This is a genomic window from Rathayibacter rhapontici (assembly GCF_001995175.1).
GTDB lineage: Bacteria > Actinomycetota > Actinomycetes > Actinomycetales > Microbacteriaceae > Rathayibacter.
Window position 1 is genome coordinate 1 of sequence record NZ_MUKN01000058.1, and the last position, 22,914, is coordinate 22,914.

Sequence of the window (22,914 nt, forward strand, 5' to 3'; positions counted from 1 at the left end):
CGGCCGTCGGCGCCGTGGTCGGGGCGGCCGTGGGCGTCGAGGTCGGCGCCGTGGTCGGGCCGGCCGTCGGAGTCGGCGTCGGCGCCACGACCTGCGAGGCGGGCAGGATCTGCACGATCGACGGACGCGGGGCCGCGAACGCCCCGGCGGGGACCGCTCCGCTCGCCGCGAAGTCCGGGAAGTACGAGGTCGGGGCCTCGAAGGTGCCGTCCTCGCCCGGGTGCTGCACGGCGACGAAGACGTGCTGGTCCTGGTCGTGCACGATCGGGCCGCAGGTCTCGGCGTCGACGGGCACCGAGAGGAACTGCTCGACCTTGCCGCGGTCCGCGCCCTCCAGCGACACCTTGAACAGGCCGTCGTTGTAGCCGATGCCGCTGGGCGCGCCGTCGGTCGAGATCCAGAGGTTCCCGACGGAGTCGAACGCCAGGTTGTCGGGGCACGAGATCGGCGAGACCTTCTCGGCCGGGAAGCCGGAAAAGTAGACGACGTCGCCCTGCGCCGCGTCGCCGCAGAGCATCAGCAGGTTCCAGGTGAAGGTGCGGCCGGTCTGGTCGCCGCCGTCCTCGATGATCTCGACGATGTGGCCGTCGCGGTTCTCGGTGCGCGGGTTGATCTCGGTCGCGCCCTCCGTGCCCTCGGTGCCGCGCTCGGAGTTGTTGGTGCAGGCGACGTAGATCCGGCCGCTGACCAGGCTCGGCTGCACGTCCTCGCAGCGGTCCATCTTGGTCGCGCCGGCGAGGTCGGCCGCCTGGCGGGTGTGCACCAGGACCTGCTCGACGCTCATGCCCGCGATGGCGGAGGCGCCGCCGACGACCAGCGGGAGCCACTCGCCGATGCCGTCGAAGCCGCCGTCCGAGGGGACCGCGCCGGTGCCGGTGATCTCGGCGACGGGGGAGTCGCCGGTGAAGCGGGCGACGTACAGGTCGCCCTCCTCGAGCAGCGTCTTGTTGTGCGCGCGGTCGCCCTCGATGTAGCGCTTCTTCGAGACGAACTTGTAGAGGTAGTCGAAGCGCTCGTCGTCGCCCTGGTAGGCGACCACGCGGCCGTCCGGAGCGATGATGACGTTCGCGCCCTCGTGCTTGAGGCGGCCGAGCGCGGTGTGCTTCTTCGGCGTCGACTCCGGGTCGAAGGGGTCGAACTCGACGATCCAGCCGAAGCGGTTCGGCTCGTTCTCGTAGCCGGGGGTGCGGGCGTCGAAGCGCGGGTCGTCGAGCTCCCAGAGGCGGGAGGTCTCCTCGTCGGTCAGGCCGTAGCGCTTCTCCTCGGCGCTCGTGCCGGTCGCGCGGAAGTAGCCGTTGAAGTTCTCCTCGCCCGAGAGGATCGTGCCCCACGGCGTCGTGCCGCCGGCGCAGTTGCCGAGCGTGCCCAGGACGGTGCGTCCCTCCGGGTCGGCGACGGTCTTCAGGAGCGACGAGCCGGCGGCCGCGCCGGTCACCTCGTAGGGGGTGTCGATCAGGTAGCGGCGGTTGCGCTCGCCCCCGCGGACGTAGGCCCAGGGGCGGTCGACCGCCGTGCGGACGAGCTCGACGACGCTGAGGCCGTGGGCGGCGCGGCCCACCTCGCGCACGCGCTCCGGCTCGGACTCGAGCTGGGCGGCCGGGAACATGATGTTCTCGTTCGTGTACTCGTGGTTGACGACCAGCAGGGCGCGCAGGCGCTTCGAGCCGGGGATCTCGACGATGTCGGTGTAGTCGTTGTTGTAGCCGAACTGGCCGGACTGCGCCGCGCCGGTCTGGTCGGTGATGTCGAACTCGGCGCTGTCGGCGAAGAGCGGGTCGCCCCAGCGGATGATCGGCTGCCAGGCGAAGCCCTCGGGCACGATGAACTGGTCCACCGTGGCCGGCACGGGCGCGATCGGAGTGAAGACGAGCGGGGACGCGTCGCCGGCGGCCGCGGCCGTGGCGGCTTCGGCGGTCGGGGCGCTGGGGGACGCGACGGCGATAGTGACCGCGCCGGCCAGGCCCAGGCCCAGGGCGCCGCGGCGCGAGATCTGCGCTCCGACGATGTCGCGGAAGTAGCTGTTGTGCGACGTGTTGCAGGTCGCGGCGGAGCAGGCGTTGGCGCACTTCAGCGCACAGGTGACGGGGCTGCGCTTCCCCCGGGTGTGCCCGGCCATGGGCAGCAGCAGTCGGCGGGAGGTGTCGGTCATCGTCGTCTCGTCCTTCGATTCGCAGGCGTGGGGAGACCTCGAGGGAACCAGGGGCAGCGGGCGGGCACGTCACCCGGCGGCGGATCCGTCCTGAACGCGAGGTGAACGTCGAGCGACGTAGGAGAGGCTCACCTCACTCGAGCGAGCCGCCCGCTTCCTGCTGGTCGAGCAGCCCCGCAGGGGCGTATCGAGACCCCCGCGCCTGCGCTCTACCGCTTCCGCGCGTCGCGGGCCTGGATCAGCGGCACGGCGTGCTCCTCGATCCAGTCGACCACCGGCAGGAGCCTCTCGGCCAGCTCCGCGCCCAGCGGAGTCAGGCTGTAGTCGACCCGCGGCGGGATCACCGGGTGCGCCTCGCGGTGCACGAAGCCGTCCTCCTCGAGGGTGCGGAGGGTCTGCGCGAGCATCTTCTCGCTGATGCCTCCGATGCGCCGCCGCAGCTCGGCCCAGCGCTGCGTGCCGGGAGCGAGCGCCGCCAGGACGAGCACCCCCCACTTGCTCGTGACGTGGCCGAAGATCTCGCGGCTGCCGCAGTCGGCCGAATAGACGTCGGCGGCGACGAGGGTGCTGTCGGTGGTGATCACGGTGCCTCCTGGAAAGGGTGTCCCTAGTACTAACGAAATAGTGCGTACTGCATTCCGGGAAGTACTCGGACGGATCCGCGGTTGCAGGGTGGGTCGGCGGAACCTCGCCGCCCTACGGAAGGACCACCTCATGACCCTCGTCGTCACCGGAGCCACCGGCCACCTCGGACGCCTCGCCGTCGAGCACCTGCTCGCCCGCGGCACCGCCGCCTCCGACATCGTCGCCACGGGCCGCGACGCCGCGAAGCTCGAGGCGCTCGCCGCCGACCTGGGCGTGCGCATCGCCGTCGCCGACTTCGAGGACCCCGCCTCGCTCGACGCCGCCTTCGCGGGCGCCGAGGCCGTCCTGCTCGTCTCGGGCTCCGAGGTCGGCAAGCGCGTCGCCCAGCACACCGCCGCGATCGACGCCGCCGTCCGCGCCGGCGCGCGCCTGGTCTACACCAGCGCCCCGAAGGCGACCACGAGCACCCTGATCCTCGCTCCCGAGCACAAGGCGACGGAGGAGGCCATCGCCGCCTCCGGCATCCCCGCCGTGATCCTCCGCAACGGCTGGTACAACGAGAACTACGAGCAGACCGTCGCCGAGCTCGCCTCCACCGGCACCACGCTCTCCAGCGCCGGCGAGGGCCGCGTCTCGAGCGCCGCCCGCAGCGACTACGCCGAGGCGGCCGCCGTGGCCCTGGTCGACGCCTCCCTCGTCGGCACCGTGCACGAGCTGTCCGGCGATGTCGCGTGGTCCTTCGACGAGTTCGCCGCGATCGTCGGCGAGGTCGCCGGTCGCGAGACCTCGATCACGCACGTCGACTCGGCCGAGCACGCGCGGATCCTCACCGAGGCGGGCGTCCCCGAGGGCGGCGTCGGCTTCCTCGTCGGACTCGACGCGAACATCGCCGAGGGCCTGCTCGGCGGGACCGACGGATCGCTCGCGCGCCTGATCGGCCACCCCACCACTCCGATCCGCGCGTACGTCGAGTCGCAGGTCGGCTCCTCCGCGACGCAGGCCTGATCCACCTCTGGCTCGCGGAACGCCGTTCGGCTCGCGGAACCTCACGGTTCCCGCGAGCCGAACGCGTTCCCGCGAGCCGGGAGGCACCGCTCCGGACCCTCCCGGCGTCACATTCCGTCATCCTCCGTCACGCGCCGTCACCGCTCCCCGTAGCCTGAGAGACCGCTCACCCCGCACCGACGGCCGTCAGGAGCCCCTGCCCGTGATCACCGCGACCGGCCTCTCGAAGACGTTCGGAGGCGCCCGCGCCGTCCGCGCGCTCGACGACGTCAGCCTCCACGTCGAGGAGGGCGCGATCTTCGGCGTCGTCGGCCAGTCCGGCGCCGGCAAGAGCACGCTCCTGCGCGCGGTCAACCTGCTCGAGCGCCCCGACTCCGGCACCGTCGAGGTGGGCGGAGTGACGCTCACCGACCTCGACGAGCGGGCGCTGCGCCGCGCCCGCCACGACATCGGCATGGTGTTCCAGCACTTCAACCTGCTCTCGAACCGCACGGTGCAGCAGAACGTCGAGTTCGCGCTCGAGACCATCGGAGTCCGCGGCGCCGAGCGCCCGCGCCGTGCCGCCGAGATGCTCGACCTCGTCGGCCTCTCGGCGCACGCGGGCAGCTTCCCCTCCCAGCTCTCCGGCGGTCAGAAGCAGCGCGTCGGAATCGCTCGCGCCCTCGCCGGCCGCCCGCGGGTCCTCCTCTCGGACGAGGCGACGAGCGCCCTCGATCCCGAGACGACCCGCTCGATCCTCGATCTGCTCCGCCGCCTCAACCGCGAGCTGGGGCTCACCGTCCTGCTGATCACGCACGAGATGGACGTCGTCAAGCGCGTCTGCGACTCCGCCGCACTGATGGAGTCGGGCCGGATCGTCGAGCAGGGCGAGCTCGTGCAGCTCGTCTCGACGCCCGGCTCCGTCCTCGCCCGCGAGCTCTTCCCCCTGGGAGCGCTGCCCGAGGACGACGGCTCGGCGATCATCGACATCACCTTCTCGGGGGGCTCGGCCGACCGCCCCGTCATCGCTCAGCTCGCGCGCGGCTACGAGATGGACGTGTCGATCCTCGGCGCCGTCATCGAGACGATCGGAGGCAGCCAGGCTGGCCGCACGCGCCTCGCGCTCCCGGGCGATCGCACCACCGTCGCCCGCGCCGTCGCCGACCTGCGCTCGCAGGGGCTCGCCGTCGAGTGGCTGCGGGGAGGCGAGGCCGCGTGATCGACGTGAACTCCCCCACGTTCTGGAGCGACCTGATCGAGGTCGTGCTCAAGGGCCTCGGCGAGACCCTCTACATGGTCGGCGTCGCCACCCTGGTGACGATCCTCGTCGGCCTGCCGCTGGGCATCGTCCTGGTCGGCACCGAGCGCGGCGGGTTCCTCGAGCGCCTCGGTGGATCGAGGGCGCTGGGCACCGCCGTGAACCGCGTCCTCGGCTTCATCGTGAACCTCGGCCGCTCCGTGCCGTTCATCGTGCTGATGATCGCCCTCATCCCGCTCACGCGCCTGATCATCGGCACGTTCATCGGATCGACGGCCGCGATCGTGCCGCTGGCCATCATCGCGATCCCCTTCTTCGCCCGCATGGTCGAGATCGCGCTGAAGGAGGTGGACCCCGGCCTGTACGAGGCCGCCGCGTCGCTCGGCGCCTCCCGCTGGCAGCTCGTGCGCCGGGTCCTGCTCACCGAGGCCCGCCCCGCGATCGTGCTCGGCCTCTCGACCACGATCACCTCGATCATCAACTTCTCGGCCATGGTCGGCGTCGTCGGCGGCGGTGGACTGGGCAACGTCGCCCTCACCTACGGCTACCAGCGCTACAGCTGGATCCACATCGTCGCGGTCATCGTCGTGCTCTTCGTCATCGTGCAGATCGTGCAGGCGGCGGCCGCGCTCGCGGCGCGCCTGGTCGGGCACGACCGGCGCGCGAAGCCCGAGCAGGCGATCGCGGCGCTGGAGTCGGACGCCGCCGGCTCTCCGCACCCCTCCCCTCAGAACCCGGACCGAGAGAAGACGCCATGACCCGCTCCCGCACCATCCGCTCCGCCGCCCTCGCCGCCGCGGGGATCCTGATGCTCGGCCTGTCCGCCTGCTCGAGCGACTCCGGCTCCGACGCGTCCGCCGACTCCGGCGACCTGGGCACGATCAAGGTGGGCGCCCTCGCGACCCCCGCCGGCGACCTCCTGACCTGGGTCGACGAGAACCTCGCCGAGGAGAAGGGACTCGACATCGAGTGGGTCGAGTTCAGCGACTACAACACGCCGAACCCCGCGCTCTCGGACGGCAGCACCGACGCGAACCTCTTCCAGAACGTCACGTTCCTCGAGACCTACAACTCGCAGGCGGGCGGCTCGCTGGTCAGCGCCGGTGAGGTCTACCTCCCCGCCGCCGCCTTCTACTCCGAGTCGCTCGAGAGCCTCGACGACCTCGAGGACGGCGCCACCGTCGCGATCCCCAACGACCCGACGAACGAGGGCCGCGCGCTCAAGCTCCTCGCGTCGGAGGGGATCATCGAGGTCGACGACGACGTGACCAACCTGCAGGGCATCACCTCGAACCCGCGCGACCTGCAGTTCACCGAGATCGAGAACGCCTCGCTCGCCCTCGCCCTCCCCGACCAGGACGCCGTCTTCGTGACCGCCACGTTCGCGCTGCCCGCCGGCCTCACCGAGGACCAGTCGATCCTGATCGAGGGCACCGACAGCAGCTACTACAACGTGCTCGCCACGACTCCGGAGCTCGAGGACGACCCGCGCGTCGCCGCGCTCTACGAGCTGCTGACCGACCAGCGCACCAAGGACCACCTGCTGGAGGAGTGGGACGGCCTGATCGTCCCCGTCTCCTGAGGCGCGTCCCGCCCCGGAGGTTCCGACCGCTGGTGAGCACCTCCGGCTCGTGAGACCGCGTTCGGCTCGCTGGGACCGCTGGATCTTGCGAGCCGAACGCGTTCCTGCGAGCCGGAGTCGGGTCGCGGGTGGCGCCTCCGGAGGCGCGCCGCGGCGCCTCGGACCCGCCCGGGCCGTCGCCGCACGGGCGGGTGTCGGCGGCCCGTCGTAGGGTGGTCGCCATGACCTCGACGACGCCTCGCTCCGGTATCGACCTCCCCGAACTCGACCCCGCGACGCGCCCGCAGGACGACCTCTACCGGCACGTCAACGGCCTCTGGATCGACCGCACCGAGATCCCGAGCGACAAGGCGCGCTACGGCTCGTTCCACGCGCTGCAGGAGGAGGCCGAGAAGGCGGTGCGCGACATCATCGTCGAGGCCGCGACCGCCGAGCAGGGCTCCGAGGAGCGCATGTTCGGCGACCTCTACGCCTCCTTCATGGACGAGCCCCGCGCCGAGGAGCTCGGCGCGACCCCGATCGCCGACGACCTCGCCGCCGTGCAGCGCGTCGACTCCATCGCGGGCCTGCTCGCCGCGATCGGCGCCTTCGAGCGCACCGGCGTCCCGGGGCTCTTCGGCCTCTTCGTCGACAACGACCCGGGCCACCCCGAGCGCTACCTCGTCTTCGTCAACCAGGGCGGCCTCGGGCTGCCCGACGAGAGCTACTACCGCGAGGAGGAGTTCGCCTCCGTCCGCGAGAAGTACACGCCGTTCGTCGCGCGCATGCTCGAGCTGGCCGGCATCGGCGCGGCCGAGCAGCGCGCCGAGCGCATCGTCGCCCTCGAGACCGGGATCGCCGCCGCGCACTGGGACAAGGTGCGCAGCCGCGACAGCCAGGCGACCTACAACCTCCGCTCCTGGTCCGAGGTCGAGGAGCTCGCCGCGGGCATCGACCTCGGCGTCTGGCTGACCGCGATGGGCGCTCCGGAGGGGGCGCTCGCCGAGGTCGTCGTCCGCCAGCCGAGCTTCCTCCAGGGCCTCGCCGGCCTCCTGAGCGACGACAACCTGCCCGCGTGGCGAGACTGGCTGTCGTGGCAGGTCGTCCGAGGCGCCGCCGCGTACCTCTCGAGCGACTTCGTCGACGCCAACTTCGACTTCTACGGCCGCACGCTCACCGGCACCCCGCAGAAGCGGGAGCGCTGGAAGCGCGCCGTCTCGCTCGTCGAGGGCTCGCTCGGCGAGGCCGTCGGCCGCACCTACGTCGCCCGCCACTTCCCCGAGAGCGCCAAGACCGAGATGGACGTGCTGGTCGCGAACCTCATCGAGGCCTACCGCCGCTCCATCGTCGACCTCGACTGGATGGGCGCCGAGACCCGTGAGCGCGCGCTCGAGAAGCTCGCCAAGTTCACCCCGAAGATCGGCTACCCGGTCCGCTGGCGCGACTACTCCGCCCTCACGATCGACCCGGCCGACCTCGTGGGCAACGCCCGCCGCGTCGCCGCGTTCGAGTTCGACCGCGAGCTCGGCAAGATCGGGAAGCCGCTGGACCGCGACGAGTGGTTCATGACTCCGCAGACCATCAACGCGTACTACAACCCGGGCTTCAACGAGATCGTTTTCCCCGCGGCGATCCTCCAGTTCCCCTTCTTCGACGAGACCCGCGACCCGGCGGCCAACTACGGCGCGATCGGCGCGGTCATCGGCCACGAGATCGGCCACGGCTTCGACGACCAGGGCTCCCGCTTCGACGGCGACGGACGCCTGACCGACTGGTGGACCGCCGAGGACCGCGCGGCGTTCGAGGAGCGGACGAAGGCGCTCATCGCGCAGTACGACGCCCTCGCGCCCGCGACGACCCCCGGGCACCACGTGAACGGCGCCCTCACCATCGGCGAGAACATCGGCGACCTGGGCGGCCTGAGCATCGCTTGGAAGGCGTACGTTCTCTCGCTCGAGGGCCAGGAGCCGCCCGTGATCGACGGTCTGACCGGCGCCGAGCGCTTCTTCCTGTCGTGGGCGCAGGCCTGGCAGCAGAAGTCCCGCGACGAGGAGACGATCCGCCTGCTGGCCATCGATCCGCACGCCCCGGCCGAGTTCCGGTGCAACCAGATCGTCCGCAACATCGACGAGTTCTACGCTACTTTTGACGTCACCGAAGGCGACGCCCTCTGGCTCTCCCCGAGCCGGCGCGTCACCATCTGGTAGTCAGGATCCGGTGGTCGCCGAGCGGCCGCCGACCCCTCCCGCGGACGACCATCCGGGCATCGAGAGCCGACCGATGCCGCCGGGTCCGTCCGTGCATCGCGCGCCGTCCCGACGCGTCGACGGACCCGTGGTCCGCCCCTCCGCACGAACCGCTCACCCGACCCCGGAGAGGGGCCCGATCCGTGGTGATCCCCCACGACACCCGCCGCGAGACCCGACGAGCCCGCCGCGGCCGGCACAAGGGCTCCGAGGATCGCGACAACTTCCAGCGCGGCTTCGACGCGCTCGGCCGGCTCGCGCTCGACGGAGTGGTCGTCTCGGCCTGCGCCGTCGACCTCGCGACCGGCCGCACGCTGTTCGCCGTCGACGACTCCGTCTCGATGCCGACGGCCGGCATCGGCACGATCCTGCTGCTCGTCGAGGTCGCGGCCCGGCTGGCGGGCGATCCGCAGGAGAACCTCCGCCTCCTCGATCGCACCGCCGCCGACGCGGTCGCCGGCTCCGGTGTCTGGCAGCACCTGCAGGTGCCGTCCCTGCCGATCGCCGATCTCGCAGCCCTGGTCGGAGCGACGAGCGACACCCTCGCGACGAACGTGCTCCTCCGCCGGGTGGGCCTCGACGCCGTGCGCGAGCGCGCCGAGGGCCTGGGCCTCTCGCGCACCGCGCTCCTCGACGTCGTGCGCGACGAGCGCGGCCCCGACGACGCGCCGCAGCTCTCGATCGGCTCGGCCCGCGAGCTGACCTGGCTGCTCGCCACCCTCGCGAACGGCGAGATCGTCGACTCGACCGTCAGCTCGCGCGTCATCGGCTGGCTCTCGCTGAACCCCGACCTGTCGATGGTCGCCTCGGCGTTCGGCCTCGATCCGCTCGTGCACCGCCGTCCCGACCACGGCGTGCTGCTCGTCAACACGACCGGGACCGACACCGGCGTGCGCGCCGAGACGGGTGTGCTGCGCGGTCCGCGCGCCTCCGCCGCCTACGCGGTGACGACGCAGTTCGACGACACCTCCCTGCACTACCGCCTCGCGGTCCTCGAGGGCATGCGCACCCTCGGCGTCGACCTGCTGGAGTACGTGCACTGAGCGGCTCGTCCGCCGTCGGTGCGAGCGGAGCGGCGGCGGCCGTCCGTCAAGGCCGTGACCGCCTCGCGCACCCGACCTAGGCTGCCGACAGCGGCACCGCCTCCGGTGCGGACCGCGGAGGAGGAACCATGAGCAGCTTCGGCTTCGACGCCCCCGAGGACGTCACCGACACCAGCCGTCCCGACCCCGACTCGATCCCGGCGCCCCCGGAGGACCCGGCGCAGGTCGACGACCTGGAGGCGCTCGACGAGGCCCTGGACGAGGGCGCCGACTCGCGCCTCGGCGACGAGCAGGACCCGCCGGAGCACCCGGTCGTCCCCTCGCCGAGCTGACCGCCGGCGCGCTCCTCCGGTGATCGTCGCAGCTGCGCGCGATCTGCGCGACTTCCGGAGGAGCGCGCCAGAGGTGAGCGCCGGCGTCAGCCGCGGTAACGCGCTTGCCGGGTGCCGCGGGCTCACCCGCGCCGACCCCGTCAGCCGCTCGCGGAGCCCGTCCGGCCTGCAGTGCATCCGGGTTCCGCGAGCGCGGCACCGGTGTCGCTCCGCCCGGCCCCGTCAGTCGTGCGGAGGGTCGCGCGGGAGGTCGGCGCCCGCGGTGACGGCCACTGCCGCGACCAGCACCGCGGCGTTCGCCCAGAACACGCCGGCCGAGCCCAGCGAGCCGGCCGTCGTGCCGATGGCGACGGGCAGGGCGATCTGCGCGAGTCGGTTCGCGGTCATCCGCAGGCCCAGGGCGGCGCCGTGCACCGACTCCGGAGTGAGGCGCACCACCCACGCCATCGTCAGCGGCTGGGGGACCCCGAGCGCGAGCCCCAGACCGATCATCACCACGATCGCGCCGCCCGCGTCGACCAGGGGCAGCGCGATCAGCGCCGCGACTCCGCTCGTGATCGACACGATCAGCAGCGCCTTGCGGCCCAGGACCGAGACGAGCCGCCCGAGCCCGATCCGGCTGAGCACCGAGACGACCGCCCGGACGGCCAGCAGCAGTCCGACGGCGACGGCGGGGACGCCCTGCTCGGTGGCCCACAGCGGCATGTAGGTGTAGAGCAGGTCGACCGTCACCAGCACGGCCGCGCTGACCGAGAGCGAGCGGAGGAGCCCGGGGGTGCGCGCGACGTCGCGCATCAGGAGCGGGCCGGCCGACGACTGCGCCGCAGGGGGCGCGGTCCTGTCGACGCGCTGGAGCCGCCTGCTCCCGACCAGGCCCGCGAGCACCAGGACGCCGCAGGCCGCAGCGCCGAGCAGCGCGTTCGGAGCAGCGCCGGCGCCGGCACCGAGGGCCGCGACGAGCGTCACGATCGGAGGGCCGAGCAGCTGCCCGACGGAGGCGGCGGTGGTGAGGGTGGCGAAGCCGCTGTCGCTCGAGCCTCCGCGCGCGCGGTGGGCCACGAACGTCTGCTGGCCGATCATCACGAAGAGGTTGCCGAGTCCGATCACCGCGGCGGCCACCAGCAGGCCCGGCACGCCGGCCGGCAGCGCCAGGAGGCCCAGGCCGAGGATGAAGACGGCGATCCCGAGGAGCGAGACCCGCGCTCCGCCGACCCTGTCCGAGAGCCGGCCGGTGGGCAGCGCGCCGATCAGCGCGGGGACGGCGGAGGACGCCGCCACGAGACCGAGGACGAGCGCATCCGCGCCGAGCTCGACGGCCCGGTAGCCGATCATGAGCCGGATGCCGACCCATCCCGACTGCACCAGGGCGGCCTGCGCCCGGAGGGCCGGCCGCCAGCCGTCGCTCACCGCCGGCCGGTCACGGGCGCAGCGGGATCTCGTCGGCTCCGCCCACGAGGCGCGTGAGGTCGTCGATGTCGCTGCGGACGGCGCCGTACCGGACCGGATCGAGGTGGAAGACGGCCAGCTGCAGCGCGTAGGCGATGACGATCGGCACGACGAGGGTGTTGTACTCCGAGTCGAATCCTCGCGGCGAGGCGAGCAGGTGATCGGGAGCGGGGCGGAAGTGGTAGCCGGGCGTGTCCGTGACCAGGATCGCCGCGCCCCCTCGGCGCTGCGCCTCGCTGACCAGGGTCGGCAGCGAGGTCGGAGCCTCGCGCAGGGCGAGGGCGACGAGGACGCTGGTGGCGTCGAAGCTCACGAAGTGCTCGGCGAGGTCCTTGCCGCCGTAGCCGAGGGTGACCACGACGAGACCCAGTCGACGCAGGCGGCCGGCGAGCAGATCGAGCGCCGCGCGCTCGTCGGCGCTGGAGTAGAGGTAGACGGTCCGCGCGGCGTGGATCGCTCCGGCGGCGGAGTCGAGCGACTCCTGCGGGATGTAGCGCGCCAGGCGCTCGAGTGAGGCGGCCTCGTCGGTCGCGAACGCGAGCAGGTCGTGCCCGGTCGACGCGCGCATGACCGGCACCGATTCGACGTGCGACCCCTCGTCGCGCTGCAGGTCGGCCCGCAGATCCGGGTAGCCGCGGTAGCCCAGCTTCTGGGCGAGCCGGACCACCGTCGACTCGTGCGTCTGCGATCGGCTGGCGATCTCTGCCGCCGTGATCTCGGACGCGTTCGTCGCCGAGAGCAGGACGTTCATGACCCGCCGCTCGGACGGACTGATCTGCCGCGTGTTGCTCGCGACGACCGATTTGAAGCTCACGCGCACTCCCCTTCGAGTCGATGAGGACCCTACCGGTCCCGCCTTGACAGTCTGACAGCTGCATGCAATTCTGTGCAATGTCGCAAGTCGGGGCACTGCAGCCCCGCATCCGCGACTCGAGGAACCCGCAGAGAGGCGGAGGACGACGATGTCCACGATCGAACCCAGAAGCACCGCGTCCGGCGGATCCCGGACACTCGACCCTCGCACCGTCACGGAGTGGGCGCTCGCCGGAGCCGCCGCGCTCGGGGGTGCCGCACTCGTCGTCTCCGGTGCCGGCTACGGCCTCACCGCACCGACCGGCGTCGGTGCGGGAATGATGCCCCTCGTCGCGGGCCTCTTCGTCGGCGTCGCCGGCCTGCTCTGGTCGCTGCGGCTCCTCCGCGCGCACCGCACCCGCTCCGTCCTCCCCGTCGCCGAGGTCTCCGACTCCACGCTCGGCGTGTTCCTCCAGGGCGAGGACGACGAGCTCGACGACGCGCGCTTCCCCGACCGGAGGGGCTGGACGCGCGTGGGAGTCGTCGTCGGCTCCGTCGCGGTCGCGGCGCTCCTGCTCCCGGTGCTCGGCTACTCCGTCACGATGGTCGCCCTGCTGACCACCGTGCTCGTGCTCGTCGGCGGTCGCAAGCTCTGGATCGCGGCCCTCGTGGCCGTCGCGACGACGGGCGCCTCGCGCCTCGTCTTCGAGGTCTGGCTGAACACGGCCCTGCCGCACTCGACCCTCGTCCCCCTCGCCTGGCTGGGGCTGTGACCATGGGATTCGGCGAGCTCTGGGGCGGCCTGCTCACCGTCCTCACCCCCGATCACCTGCTCTTCGCGCTGATCGGCTGCATCATCGGGATGCTCGTGGGCGTCCTGCCCGGCTTCGGCCCGGCTGCAGCGGTCTCGCTGCTCATCCCGGTCACGTTCGGGCTCGACGCCACGACCGCGATCATCATGCTCGCGGCGATCCTCTACGGGGCGGCCTACGGCGGCACGACCACGGCTGTGCTGCTGCGGATCCCCGGGGAGGCGTCCTCGATCGCCACCACCCTCGACGGGTATCAGATGGCGAAGCAGGGCCGGGGCGGTCCCGCCCTGGTCACCGCCGCGGTCGCCTCGTTCGTCGGCGGCCTGATCGGAGTCGTCGGGTTCGTCCTCGTCGCTCCCTTCAGCAGGCTCGCGCTCGAGTTCGGCGCTCCGGAGCTGTTCCTCGTGTCGGTGCTCGGCATGGCGCTCGTCGCGAGCTTCGCCGGGAAGGACCCGGTCAAGGCGCTGCTGAGCGTGGGGCTGGGCCTCGCGATCGCCAGCGTCGGGATCGACCAGGGCCAGGGCGTGCAGCGCTTCACCTTCGACCTCCCCGAGCTCTTCGACGGGCTGGGCCTGGTGGCCGTGGTCATGGGCGTCTTCGGGATGAGCGAGATCCTCGCCCAGGCCCGCGGCGGATCCTCCGGCTCGCGCCGCCCGATGAAGGTGGGGCGCCTCCTGCCCACGCGCAGCGACCTGCGCCGCTCCGTCCTCCCGTACCTCCGCGGTTCCGTCATCGGCTTCGCCATGGGCCTGCTGCCCGGGTCTCCGGGCGCCGCGACGTCGCTCGCCTCCTACGCCCTCGAGAAGAAGGTGTCGAAGCGGCCCGAGGAGTTCGGCCGCGGAGCCGTCGAGGGCGTGGCCGGACCGGAGGCGGCGAACAACGCGCTCGCGGTGTCGTCGATGATCCCGCTGTTCACCCTCGGCATCCCGACCAGCGCGACCGTCGCGATCATGGCCGGTGCCTTCACGATCAACGGGCTCATCCCGGGTCCGCTGCTGTTCCGCGACAACCCCGAGGTGGCCTGGGCGATCATCGCCAGCCTCATCGTCGGCAACGTGATCCTGCTGATCCTCAACGTCCCGCTCGCCCGGGTCTGGGTCGCGGTGCTGAAGGTGCCGTTCCACTACCTGATGGCCGTGATCATCGCGTTCATGTTCCTCGGCACCTACAGCATCAACGGATCGACGTTCGACATCCTCGTGATGCTCGGCGCCGGGGTCATCGGCTACCTCTTCTCGCTCTTCGCGGTGCCGCTCACGCCCCTGGTGCTCGCGATCATCCTCGGCCCGCTGCTGGAGGAGAACTTCCAGCGCTCGCTCGCCCTCTCGCGCGGCGACTACTCGGTGTTCGTCAGCGGTCCGCTGAGCATCGGGCTCGTCTCCGTCATCGCGCTGGCCGTGCTTTTCGGAGCCGTCCGGCCCGCCCTCTCCGCCGCCCTCGCGCGACGCGCCTCCCGCACGATCCCCTCCGACCAGACGAAGGAGTCTGTCTCATGACCCGAACCCCCCACCGCACCGCAGGGGCCCTGATCGCCCTCGCCGCCGGCTCCGCCCTGCTCGCCGGCTGCACGTCCTCCGCCGCCGCTCCGGGCGCGCCCCGGCCGCGACCTTCCCCGAGTCCGGGCAGACGATCGAGTGGATCGTCCCGTCCGCGGCGGGCGCCGGCAACGACATCCTCGCCCGCATCCTGGCGCCGGTGCTGTCGGAGGAGCTCGACGCGAACGTGAAGGTCGTGAACAAGGAGGGCGGCAGCCAGGTCATCGGCCTGAACTACCTCGCCTCGGCCGCGAAGGACGGCGGCACGATCGGCTTCACCAACATCCCGTCGATCTTCGGTCGGTACCTCGACCCGAGCAAGCAGGCCGGCTTCGACCGCGAGAGCTTCGCTCCGATCGGATCGTTCGCGCTGAACGACGTGGTGATCGGAGTGAACGCCTCGAGCCCGTACACCTCGCTCGAGGAGCTGTTCGACGCCGTCGAGGCGGCGCCGGGCGAGATCACGGTGGGCACCGACTCCCGCGCGGGGGACGATCACGTCAACCTGCGCACGATCGAGAAGGAGCTCGGGCTCGACTTCAACATCGTCCACTACAACAGCGGGGCCGACAAGATCGCCGCCCTGGTCTCGGGCGAGGTCGACTTCGCCCTCGGCGGCGTCTCGAGCTTCATCGGGCAGTACAAGTCGGGCGAGATCTCGATCCTCGCGGTCGTCAACGACCAGCAGAGCCCGTTCCTCCCGGACGTGCCGACCATCGCCGACGCCGGGTTCGAGCTCGAGCCGATGACGAACAACTTCGCGATCTCGGCTCCCGCCGGAACCCCGGAGGAGACGATCGCGGCTCTCGAGGGCGCTCTCGAGGCGGCCACGCAGGACCCCGAGGTCTCCGAGAAGCTCGAGGCCGCCGGCACGGTGCCCACCTGGGAGGACGCGGCCGAGGTCGCCGCCCTCTGGGAGGAGCGCGAGAAGACCGCGAAGCCCGTCATCGAAGAACTCATCGCCGAATAGCCCCGCCCACCGGAAGGACACCCCTCATGTCACGGATCCCCCTCATCACCGATGAGCTGATCGACCGGGCGCGACTGCTGCCGACCGCCAACATCGGCGACGCGCAGGAGCGGTTCGGCATCGCCTCCGGCCTGCACCCCGTCTGGGCGGGCGCACGCCTCGCGGGCCGCGCGTTCACCGTCTGGACCCGCCCGGGCGACAACCTCCTGATCCATCGGGCGCTCGACGCCGCGCAGCCCGGCGACGTGATCGTCGTGAACGGCGGCGGCGACGTCACCCGGGCGCTGATCGGCGACCTGATCGGGCTGCGCGCCGACACGCTCGGCATCGCGGGCTTCGTCATCGACGGAGCGGTGCGCGACGCCGGCACGCTGGGCGACGTCGGGATGCCGGTGTTCGCGCGGGCGGTCAGCCCGGCGGGACCGTACAAGCACGGGCCGGGCCGCCTCGACGAGCCGGTCGCGATCTCGGGCGTGGTGGTCGCTCCGGGAGACCTGGTCGTCGGCGACGCGGACGGCGTCGTGGTGGTGAAGGCGGCGGAAGCGGAGGCGGTCGTCGCGGCCGCGGAGGCCATCGAGCGGGGCGAGGCCGAGAAGCGCCGCTCGATCCTCAGCGGGGCGCCGCGCGCGCTCGCCTGAGGGTGGCCGTTGCGGCTCCCGCCTTGCTGTCGCGGGAGCGCTGCTCCTCTCCTTCCTTGCTGATCGAGTAGCCCGCGCAGCGGGCGTATCGAGATCCACGATGTCTCGGCGCGGGTGGGTCTCGATACGCCCTGCGGGCTACTCGACCAGCGGCAGGGGCGCGCGACCCGTGCGACTACCGGATCCCGCTCCGCGCGAAGCCCTGGACGAAGTACCGCTGGAACGCCAGGAACAGCACCACCATCGGCAGCACCGACACCAGGGCCAGCGCCATGCTCGCGCTGTAGTCCGGCGTCGACTGCCCCTTGAGGTACAGCAGTCCGATCGGCAGCGTGAACAGGTCGTTGTCCTTGAGCGCGATCAGCGGCCAGGCGAAGTCGTTCCACGAGCCCAGCAGCGTCAGCAGCACGAGCACCGCGATCAGCGGACGGCTGAGCGGCAGCACCACCTGGAGGAACACGCGCAGCTGACCGGCTCCGTCGATCCGTGCGGCCTCGAGCAGCTCCTCCGGGATCGAGAGGAAGAACTGCCGGGCGAGGAAGATGCCGAACGCCGCGGCGGCCCCCGGCAGGATCACCGACCAGTAGGTGCCGTAGATCTCGAGCCCGGCGACCAGCCGGAACTGGGCGACCATGATCGCCTGCACCGGGATCATCATCGTCGCGAGCGCCAGGAGGAACAGGGCGTTGCGGCCCGGGAAGCGCAGCCGTGCGAACGCCCAGCCCGCGGTGAGGTTCACCGCGACGGTGAGCGCGGTCACGAAGGCGCCGATGACGACGGAGTTGACGAACCAGTCGCCGACCGGGAAGCGCTCGAACACGGTGGCGAAGTTCTCGAGGCTGAGGGTGCTCGGCCAGAACCGGGGCGGGCCGGGCGCGAAGACCTCGCCGCGGGGCGAGAACGCGATGACGAGCATCCAGTAGAGCGGGAAGAAGACGATCGCCGACGCGATCACGGCGACGACGATGCGCAGGGCGACGCCGGCGCGGGAGCCGTCCCGTCCGCCGCGACGGCGACGGGTCATGGAGGCGGCGCGTGCGGCATCGACGGCCGGAGCGATCTGGGTGAGGGTCGAGGAGGTCATCGGGGGTCCTATTCGACGAGGTCGCGGGTGCGGCTGGTGCGCCACTGGACGTAGGTGAAGACGAGCGTGATCAGCAGGATCACGACGCCCAGCGCCGCTCCGTAGCCCTGCTCGCGCACCTGGAAGCCGTTGCGGTAGGCGTAGGTGCCGAGCACGGAGGTCGAGAAGCCCGGCCCGCCGCCGGTCATTACGAAGACGATGTCGAAGACCTGGAACGAGGCGATCACGTTCATGATCAGCAGGAAGAACGTCGACGGGCCGACCAGCGGCACCGTCAGCGCGCGGAACTGCTGCCAGCGGGTCGCGCCGTCGATCCGCGCCGCCTCGTAGAGCTCGGGGGAGACGCTCTGCAGGCCCGCGATGTAGATCACCATGTTGAAGCCGATCCGGAGCCAGACCGCGGTGATCATCACCGAGATCATCGCGGGCGCGCCCTCGGACTGCCACGAGACGGGCGAGGCGCCGAGCGAGGTCAGCACCTTGTTCACGATGCCCGAGGACTCGCTGAAGATCGTGACCGCGATCATGCCGGAGGCGACTCCGGAGATGACCAGCGGCAGCACGATGATCGTGCGGTAGACGCCGCGCGCGGGCAGCACCGAGTTCAGCAGCACGGCGAGGCCCAGCCCGCCGATCAGCTCGATCGGCACGGTCACGGCGGTGAACAGCAGAGTGTTGGCGAGGCTCTGCCAGAAGACGGGATCCGCGCCCATCCGCGCGTAGTTCGCGAAGCCGACCCACTCGGGCGTACCGAAGCCCCGCGAGTCCTGGAATGAGAGCTGGATCGCCCAGAGGATCGGCACGAAGAGGAACAGCGCCATCAGCAGCATGTTCGGCGCCACGAAGCCGTAGCCCGTGAGCGCCTCCCTGGTGCGGGCGGCCGACCGCCGCCGGGCGGGCGCGGGCACGCCCTCCCGGCGGCGGAGCGCGGCGGTGGTCATCAGCTGGTCGCCTGCCCGATGGCGTCGGAGAGGTCGGTCAGCGTCTCCTCGGTGCTGCGGCCGTTCACGAACGCCTGCTCGAGCTGGTCCTGCATCGCGACCGAGATCTGCGCGAGGAACGGCGAGGTGAGCTGCTGCACGTCGCGCGGGGTGATCGTCGAGGCCTGCTCGACGAAGACGGGCATGACGTCCGGGCGCACCGCGAACTCGATCGAGGCGGGGTCGATGTCGGAGCGGGTGGGCAGCTCGTTCGTCGCCGCGCAGAACTCGGCCATGTTCTCGGCCTCGGTCATGAAGGTCAGGAACTCGGCGGCGAGCTCGGGGTTCTCGGTGTCGGCGGTGGCGACGAGGGCGTTGCCGCCGAGGTCGGTGGCTCCGCGCTGGTCGACGGGCATCGGAGTCGCGACCCACTCGAAGTCGGCGAGGTCGTCGATGTCGGGCACCAGGAACGAGCCGGCGAACGCCATCGCGGCGGTCTCCTCGGTGAAGAAGGAGTCGGCGTAGGTGGCCGACTTGACCGAGCTGGTCGGGGGCACCCAGTCGTTCTCGAAGAAGCTCTTCGTGAAGTCGAGCGCCTTGGCGCCCTCGGGGGAGTCGATGGCGGGCGTGGTGCCGTCCTCCTCGAGGAGGGCGCCGTCGGCCTCGAACAGCCAGCTCAGCCAGCGCGGAGTGCCGCCGAGCTGCCAGTTGTAGACGAAGGGGTACTGCTCGGCGGGGAGGGAGGCGCGCAGCGTCGTGGCGACCTCGGCGAACTCCTCCCAGGTCCAGGCCTCGTCGAGCGTGGTCGGCACGTCGGTGATGCCCGCGGCGGCGAGCAGCTCGGTGTTGACGAGCAGCGCCGAGACGTCGGTCTGGTGCGGGACTCCGTAGGGCACGCCCTCGAACGAGACGGCCTCCCAGAAGGCGGGCGTGAACGCGTCGATCTGCTCCTGCGTGACGTACTCGCTGACGTCGAGCAGCTGCTCCTGGCTGGAGTAGACGCCCAGGTTGCCGTAGTCGACGCGGAACACGTCGGGTGCCTCGCCCGAGCTCAGCTGCGCGTCGATGTTGCTGAACATCTGGTCGTAGGGGACGGCGTTGAGCTGCACGTCGACGCCCTCGTTCGCCGCCTCGAAGTCGGTGATCAGCGACTCGAAGGCCGCCTGCTCGGACTCGCTGGCCCAGGTGGTGAAGGTGAGGGAGCCGGCGTCGGATCCGCCGCCGCCCCCTCCTCCGAAGCCGCTGCAGCCGGTGAGGGCGGCGGTGACGGCCAGGACGGTGGCGGTGGGGAGGAGTCGTCGTGTCTTCATGGTGTCCTCTGCTGTGGGGTGCGGTGCGGGGTGCTGCGGTGTGTGCTGCTGCGGTGTGCGCGGGGTGGTCGGGGGTCGAGGCGGTCGAGCGCGTGCTCGACGAGCGAGACGAGGCCGTGCGGGCCGAGCTGGCCCTCGAGCGAGGCGAGCGACTCGCGGGCCTCGCCGGGGTCCTCGGAGTCGAGGGCCGCGTGAGCCGTGGCGGTCGCGTCCTCGATCGCTCGGACGCAGCCGAAGCGGGCGATGCGCGAGTCGTCGATGGCGGCCTCGCCGTAGCCCGCGCGGAACGCGCGGCGCTGCTCGTCGCTGATCGGCTGCGCGAAGATCACGCCGAGCTCGATCAGCAGCAGGTCGACCTCGCGCGGGGCCACGGTCGCCTCGTCGAAGTCGATGAGCCAGGGGCGGCCGTCGACGCCGATCACGACGTTGCCCGGATGCGGATCGCCGTGCAGGGGCACGCGCGTGGTCGGCGTGCGCTCGCGCTTGAGGCGCCGCTCCGCCCGGGCGAGCGCCTCGAGGCGCGGTCGGTGGGCGCGCCAGAGCCGGGCGACGGCGTGGTCCTGCACGGCGTGCATCCGCTCGTCGAGATCGGCCAGGCGGGCGAGCGGCGGGGCGTCGGCGCGGCGGATCCCGCGGCGGACGGGGGCGCCGGCGGGCGGCTCGGAGTCGTGCACGGCGCGCAGGACGATGCCGAGCCCCTCCCACGAGAGGGCGTCGGGGCCGGAGTCGACCGCGTCCTCGCCGAGGATCCACGGGGCGACCGAGACGAGGACGCCGTCGTCCTCGGTCCACGGGCGGCCGTCGTCGGCGCGCAGCGGAGCGATCACGCCCGGCACTCCCGCGTCGGCGAGCGAGGCGGCCAGCGACAGCCCGAAGCGCCCGTCGCGGCGGGTCGCCTTGACGCTCCACAGGGCGCCGGAGTCGTCGGTCGCGCACCAGACGCGGGCCCGGTCGTCGAGTCCGCCGGTCACCGGCTCGAGCCGTGCGATCGGCACGCCGAACCGTCGTCGGACCTGTTCGTCCACCGCGGCTTCCAGAATGCTCATCCGTGTCATCGTGACGCCCGAACGGGGCGGAAACACGGACTTGCGGATCGGGCGTGGAGGTGCGCGGGGTGCTGCTGTGCTCAGCGCGCGGGGCTCAGCGCGCGGGGCTCAGTCCGGAGCGACCGCCGCCAGCCACTGGCGCACGAGGGGCACGACGAGCGCGGGATCCTCGTCGGCGTCGAGCGCGCGGACCGCGCGGTCGGGCGCCCGCCACTGCACGCGGGTGTCGTCGAGGACCGGCGCGACGTCGTCGGCGCGCGCCGCGACTCCGCGGTGCAGCACGACCTCGACCCGGTCGCCCGGCCGCAGGCGCAGCGTGACCAGGTGCTCGCCGATCGCGTAGCTCGGCGCGTTCCACTTCACCGACTCGACGAGCCGCGGATCCGCGGACAGCACCGCCTCGCGCACCCGCGTGATCTGCTCCAGGCGCGGATGCCGCATCGCGGCGACGTGGGCGGTGGCGGCGGCGTCGAGTCGGGACATGGAGTCACCGTGGCACGCGATCGGCGTCGAGTCGACGCTGCTCGCTGGTCGAGCCGCCGATCCTTGCCGGTCGAGTAGCCGTCGCAGACGGCGTATCGAGACCCGCCCCACCCGGAGCCTCCGTGCACCACTCTCCCCACCGTCATGCGTCAGGCTGGACCCGTGCAGTTCAGAGTCTTCACCGAACCCCAGGAGGGCGCGAGCTACGAGGATCTCCTCGCCGTCGCCCAGGCGACCGAGGCCCTCGGCTTCGACGGCTTCTTCCGCTCCGACCACTACCTCCGCATGGGCGAGGGCGATCCCGGCCCCGGCCCGTCCGATGCCTGGACCTCGCTCGCCGGCCTCGCCCGCGAGACCGAGCGGATCGCGCTCGGCACGCTGGTCTCCTCCGTCACCTACCGCCCGCCGGGGATCCTCGCGATCCAGGTCGCCCAGGTCGACGCGATGTCGGGCGGCCGGGTCGAGCTGGGCCTGGGCACCGGCTGGTTCGAGAAGGAGCACGCCGCCTACGGCATCCCGTTCCCGCCCCGCCGCTTCGACCTGCTCGAGGAGCAGCTCGAGATCGTCACCGGCCTCTGGTCGACCCCGGTCGGCGAGCGCTACTCGTTCGCGGGCGAGCACTACACGCTCACCGACTCGCCCGCGCTGCCGAAGCCCGCGCGACTGCCGGTCCCCGTGATCGTCGGCGGAGGAGGGCCCAAGCGCACCCCGCGCCTCGCGGCCCGCTTCGCGAGCGAGTTCAACCTGCCCTTCCCCGAGTTCGACTCGATCCGCGGCTCCTTCGACCGCGTCGACGAGGCGTGCCGTGCGATCGGGCGCGAGCCGTCGTCGCTGGTGCACTCGGTCGCGCTGATCGCGGTGGCCGGAGCGTCCGAGGCGGAGTTCGCGCGCCGGGCCGCGGCCGTCGGGCGCGAGCCGGCCGAGCTGCGCGAGCACGGTATCGCCGGCGGCGTGCAGGAGGCGGTCGACCGCCTCGAGTCGCTGCGCGCGTCGGGCGTGGAGCGGGTGTACCTGCAGGTGATGGACCTGCACGACCTCGAGCACCTCGACCTCTTCGCGCGCGAGATCCTGCCGCGCCTGTCCGCCTGACCCCGCCCGCGCTCCTCCAGAAGTTGCGGTGACCGCACGCGCTTCCCGCACTTCTGGAGAGTCGGCGGCTCAGCGGGCCCGACTCCGCGGAATTCGTCGTACTCGAGCTCGACTACGACGACTTCAGCGGACTCGAGTGCTGCGGCCTCAGCGCGGCCAGCGCGGTACCGGAGTCGGAGTCGCGCGGGTGTCTCCTCGCCGCGCGCTTCTCCAGAAGTTGCGGTAACCGCCCGCGCTTCCCGCAACTTGTGGAGAGTCGCCGCGCGCCGCCCCCTCCGCCCGCCCGCGACCTAGGCTGGACGGGTGCCTGAGACCATCGAGCGCCCCGACGAGCGGCTGCGCACCCGCTCCGCCGCGGACGTCCCGTGGATCGTGCTCGTGTGGGACGACCCCGTGAATCTCATGTCGTACGTCTCGTACGTCTTCCGCAGCTACTTCGGCTTCGGCCGCGCCGAGGCGGAGCGCCTCATGCTGCAGGTCCACACCGAGGGTCGCGCGGTCGTCGCGCAGGGCAACCGCGAGGAGATGGAGCGGCACGTGGAGGCGATGCACGGCTACGGCCTGTGGGCGACGCTGCAGAAGGCCGACGCATGAGCACCGCGGTCCTCACCGCCGCGCCCCGCCGCAGCAC

22 protein-coding genes are annotated in these 22,914 nt (G+C 72.0%); 13 read left to right on the forward strand and 9 right to left on the reverse strand.

Going from position 1 to position 22,914, the window contains the following annotated elements:
* On the reverse strand, positions 1 to 2,149 hold a 2,149-nt coding region (locus B0T42_RS15585), incomplete at its 3' end, for a PhoX family protein (protein WP_139344537.1).
* A 209-nt stretch (positions 2,150 to 2,358) separates the two neighbouring features.
* Entirely contained in the window at positions 2,359 to 2,733 is a 375-nt protein-coding gene (locus tag B0T42_RS15590) for a winged helix-turn-helix transcriptional regulator (protein WP_236720339.1), read from the reverse strand.
* Positions 2,734 to 2,863: 130 nt separating this feature from the next.
* Here B0T42_RS15590 and B0T42_RS15595 point away from each other — a divergent pair, with 130 nt between their 5' ends.
* The 7 genes from B0T42_RS15595 (at position 2,864) to B0T42_RS15625 (ending at position 10,158) form a co-directional block, all read left to right on the forward strand.
* Positions 2,864 to 3,739 carry an NAD(P)H-binding protein gene (locus B0T42_RS15595; RefSeq protein ID WP_077223966.1) on the forward strand — a complete coding sequence of 292 codons (876 nt, stop codon included), beginning with the start codon at positions 2,864 to 2,866 and terminating at the stop codon, positions 3,737 to 3,739.
* A gap of 202 nt (positions 3,740 to 3,941) precedes the next feature.
* The gene (locus B0T42_RS15600; RefSeq protein ID WP_077223968.1) at positions 3,942 to 4,937 is read left to right on the forward strand and encodes a methionine ABC transporter ATP-binding protein; all 996 of its coding nucleotides are present in this window, start codon (positions 3,942 to 3,944) and stop codon (positions 4,935 to 4,937) included.
* Positions 4,934 to 5,734: a methionine ABC transporter permease gene (locus B0T42_RS15605; protein WP_077223970.1), complete on the forward strand. Its 801-nt coding sequence runs from the start codon at positions 4,934 to 4,936 to the stop codon at positions 5,732 to 5,734. The genes B0T42_RS15600 and B0T42_RS15605 overlap by 4 nt, the downstream gene beginning before the upstream one ends.
* Positions 5,731 to 6,558: a MetQ/NlpA family ABC transporter substrate-binding protein gene (locus tag B0T42_RS15610; RefSeq protein ID WP_077223972.1), complete on the forward strand. Its 828-nt coding sequence runs from the start codon at positions 5,731 to 5,733 to the stop codon at positions 6,556 to 6,558. Before B0T42_RS15605 ends, B0T42_RS15610 begins: the two co-directional genes overlap by 4 nt.
* Positions 6,559 to 6,779: 221 nt before the next feature.
* Positions 6,780 to 8,744 carry a M13 family metallopeptidase gene (locus B0T42_RS15615; protein WP_077223973.1) on the forward strand — a complete coding sequence of 655 codons (1,965 nt, stop codon included), beginning with the start codon at positions 6,780 to 6,782 and terminating at the stop codon, positions 8,742 to 8,744.
* 185 nt (positions 8,745 to 8,929) lie between these two features.
* Positions 8,930 to 9,826, forward strand: a complete 897-nt coding sequence (locus B0T42_RS15620; protein ID WP_446737385.1) for a serine hydrolase — start codon at positions 8,930 to 8,932, stop codon at positions 9,824 to 9,826.
* Between the two features lie 128 nt (positions 9,827 to 9,954).
* Positions 9,955 to 10,158, forward strand: a complete 204-nt coding sequence (locus B0T42_RS15625; protein ID WP_077223977.1) for a hypothetical protein — start codon at positions 9,955 to 9,957, stop codon at positions 10,156 to 10,158.
* A gap of 222 nt (positions 10,159 to 10,380) precedes the next feature.
* Here B0T42_RS15625 and B0T42_RS15630 read toward each other — a convergent pair whose 3' ends face one another.
* Together B0T42_RS15630 and B0T42_RS15635 are read right to left on the reverse strand one after the other, a co-directional pair.
* On the reverse strand, positions 10,381 to 11,565 hold the full coding sequence (locus tag B0T42_RS15630; protein WP_077223979.1) for an MFS transporter: 1,185 nt from the start codon (positions 11,563 to 11,565) through the stop codon (positions 10,381 to 10,383).
* Between the two features lie 10 nt (positions 11,566 to 11,575).
* Positions 11,576 to 12,418, reverse strand: a complete 843-nt coding sequence (locus tag B0T42_RS15635; RefSeq protein ID WP_139344538.1) for a MurR/RpiR family transcriptional regulator — start codon at positions 12,416 to 12,418, stop codon at positions 11,576 to 11,578.
* Between the two features lie 148 nt (positions 12,419 to 12,566).
* Between B0T42_RS15635 and B0T42_RS15640 the strand changes: the two genes are divergently transcribed.
* The 4 genes from B0T42_RS15640 (at position 12,567) to B0T42_RS15655 (ending at position 16,351) form a co-directional block, all read left to right on the forward strand.
* Complete coding sequence (locus B0T42_RS15640) at positions 12,567 to 13,169, forward strand: tripartite tricarboxylate transporter TctB family protein (RefSeq protein WP_077223982.1); 603 nt, start codon at positions 12,567 to 12,569, stop codon at positions 13,167 to 13,169.
* Between the two features lie 2 nt (positions 13,170 to 13,171).
* Positions 13,172 to 14,704 (forward strand): tripartite tricarboxylate transporter permease, encoded by a 1,533-nt coding sequence (locus B0T42_RS15645; protein WP_077223984.1) that lies wholly within the window; start codon positions 13,172 to 13,174, stop codon positions 14,702 to 14,704.
* 190 nt (positions 14,705 to 14,894) lie between these two features.
* A complete protein-coding gene (locus B0T42_RS15650) occupies positions 14,895 to 15,713 on the forward strand; it encodes a tripartite tricarboxylate transporter substrate binding protein (RefSeq protein ID WP_269087534.1) in 819 nt (272 codons plus the stop codon).
* Positions 15,714 to 15,739: 26 nt separating this feature from the next.
* Positions 15,740 to 16,351 carry an RraA family protein gene (locus B0T42_RS15655; RefSeq protein WP_077223988.1) on the forward strand — a complete coding sequence of 204 codons (612 nt, stop codon included), beginning with the start codon at positions 15,740 to 15,742 and terminating at the stop codon, positions 16,349 to 16,351.
* A 175-nt stretch (positions 16,352 to 16,526) separates the two neighbouring features.
* Here the strand turns inward: B0T42_RS15655 and B0T42_RS15660 are convergent, their stop codons facing one another.
* The 5 genes from B0T42_RS15660 to B0T42_RS15680 form a co-directional block, all read right to left on the reverse strand.
* Positions 16,527 to 17,435, reverse strand: coding sequence for a carbohydrate ABC transporter permease (locus B0T42_RS15660; RefSeq protein WP_236720340.1), 909 nt, complete (start codon positions 17,433 to 17,435; stop codon positions 16,527 to 16,529).
* 8 nt (positions 17,436 to 17,443) lie between these two features.
* Positions 17,444 to 18,376 (reverse strand): carbohydrate ABC transporter permease, encoded by a 933-nt coding sequence (locus B0T42_RS15665; RefSeq protein WP_077223990.1) that lies wholly within the window; start codon positions 18,374 to 18,376, stop codon positions 17,444 to 17,446.
* Complete coding sequence (locus B0T42_RS15670) at positions 18,376 to 19,665, reverse strand: ABC transporter substrate-binding protein (RefSeq protein ID WP_077223992.1); 1,290 nt, start codon at positions 19,663 to 19,665, stop codon at positions 18,376 to 18,378. The genes B0T42_RS15665 and B0T42_RS15670 overlap by 1 nt, the downstream gene beginning before the upstream one ends.
* Complete coding sequence (locus tag B0T42_RS15675; RefSeq protein ID WP_158078155.1) at positions 19,662 to 20,711, reverse strand: aminoglycoside phosphotransferase family protein; 1,050 nt, start codon at positions 20,709 to 20,711, stop codon at positions 19,662 to 19,664. Before B0T42_RS15675 ends, B0T42_RS15670 begins: the two co-directional genes overlap by 4 nt.
* A 108-nt stretch (positions 20,712 to 20,819) precedes the next feature.
* Entirely contained in the window at positions 20,820 to 21,194 is a 375-nt protein-coding gene (locus B0T42_RS15680) for a DUF1801 domain-containing protein (RefSeq protein ID WP_077223996.1), read from the reverse strand.
* 162 nt (positions 21,195 to 21,356) lie between these two features.
* Between B0T42_RS15680 and B0T42_RS15685 the strand changes: the two genes are divergently transcribed.
* Both B0T42_RS15685 and clpS read left to right on the forward strand, forming a co-directional pair.
* Positions 21,357 to 22,283 (forward strand): LLM class F420-dependent oxidoreductase, encoded by a 927-nt coding sequence (locus B0T42_RS15685; protein ID WP_094742782.1) that lies wholly within the window; start codon positions 21,357 to 21,359, stop codon positions 22,281 to 22,283.
* Positions 22,284 to 22,586: 303 nt separating this feature from the next.
* Entirely contained in the window at positions 22,587 to 22,877 is a 291-nt protein-coding gene (gene clpS, locus B0T42_RS15690; protein ID WP_056868751.1) for an ATP-dependent Clp protease adapter ClpS, read from the forward strand.
* The last annotated feature ends 37 nt before the right edge of the window (positions 22,878 to 22,914 follow it).

Coding starts and splice junctions, on each gene's coding strand:
- B0T42_RS15595 (WP_077223966.1), top strand. CDS start 2,864: ATGACCCTCGTCGTCACCGGAGCCACCGGCCACCTCGGACGCCTCGCC.
- B0T42_RS15610 (WP_077223972.1), top strand. CDS start 5,731: ATGACCCGCTCCCGCACCATCCGCTCCGCCGCCCTCGCCGCCGCGGGG.
- B0T42_RS15615 (WP_077223973.1), top strand. CDS start 6,780: ATGACCTCGACGACGCCTCGCTCCGGTATCGACCTCCCCGAACTCGAC.
- B0T42_RS15625 (WP_077223977.1), top strand. CDS start 9,955: ATGAGCAGCTTCGGCTTCGACGCCCCCGAGGACGTCACCGACACCAGC.
- B0T42_RS15640 (WP_077223982.1), top strand. CDS start 12,567: ATGTCCACGATCGAACCCAGAAGCACCGCGTCCGGCGGATCCCGGACA.
- B0T42_RS15645 (WP_077223984.1), top strand. CDS start 13,172: ATGGGATTCGGCGAGCTCTGGGGCGGCCTGCTCACCGTCCTCACCCCC.
- B0T42_RS15655 (WP_077223988.1), top strand. CDS start 15,740: ATGTCACGGATCCCCCTCATCACCGATGAGCTGATCGACCGGGCGCGA.
- B0T42_RS15660 (WP_236720340.1), bottom strand. CDS start 17,435: ATGACCTCCTCGACCCTCACCCAGATCGCTCCGGCCGTCGATGCCGCA.
- B0T42_RS15665 (WP_077223990.1), bottom strand. CDS start 18,376: ATGACCACCGCCGCGCTCCGCCGCCGGGAGGGCGTGCCCGCGCCCGCC.
- B0T42_RS15670 (WP_077223992.1), bottom strand. CDS start 19,665: ATGAAGACACGACGACTCCTCCCCACCGCCACCGTCCTGGCCGTCACC.
- B0T42_RS15675 (WP_158078155.1), bottom strand. CDS start 20,711: ATGAGCATTCTGGAAGCCGCGGTGGACGAACAGGTCCGACGACGGTTC.
- B0T42_RS15680 (WP_077223996.1), bottom strand. CDS start 21,194: ATGTCCCGACTCGACGCCGCCGCCACCGCCCACGTCGCCGCGATGCGG.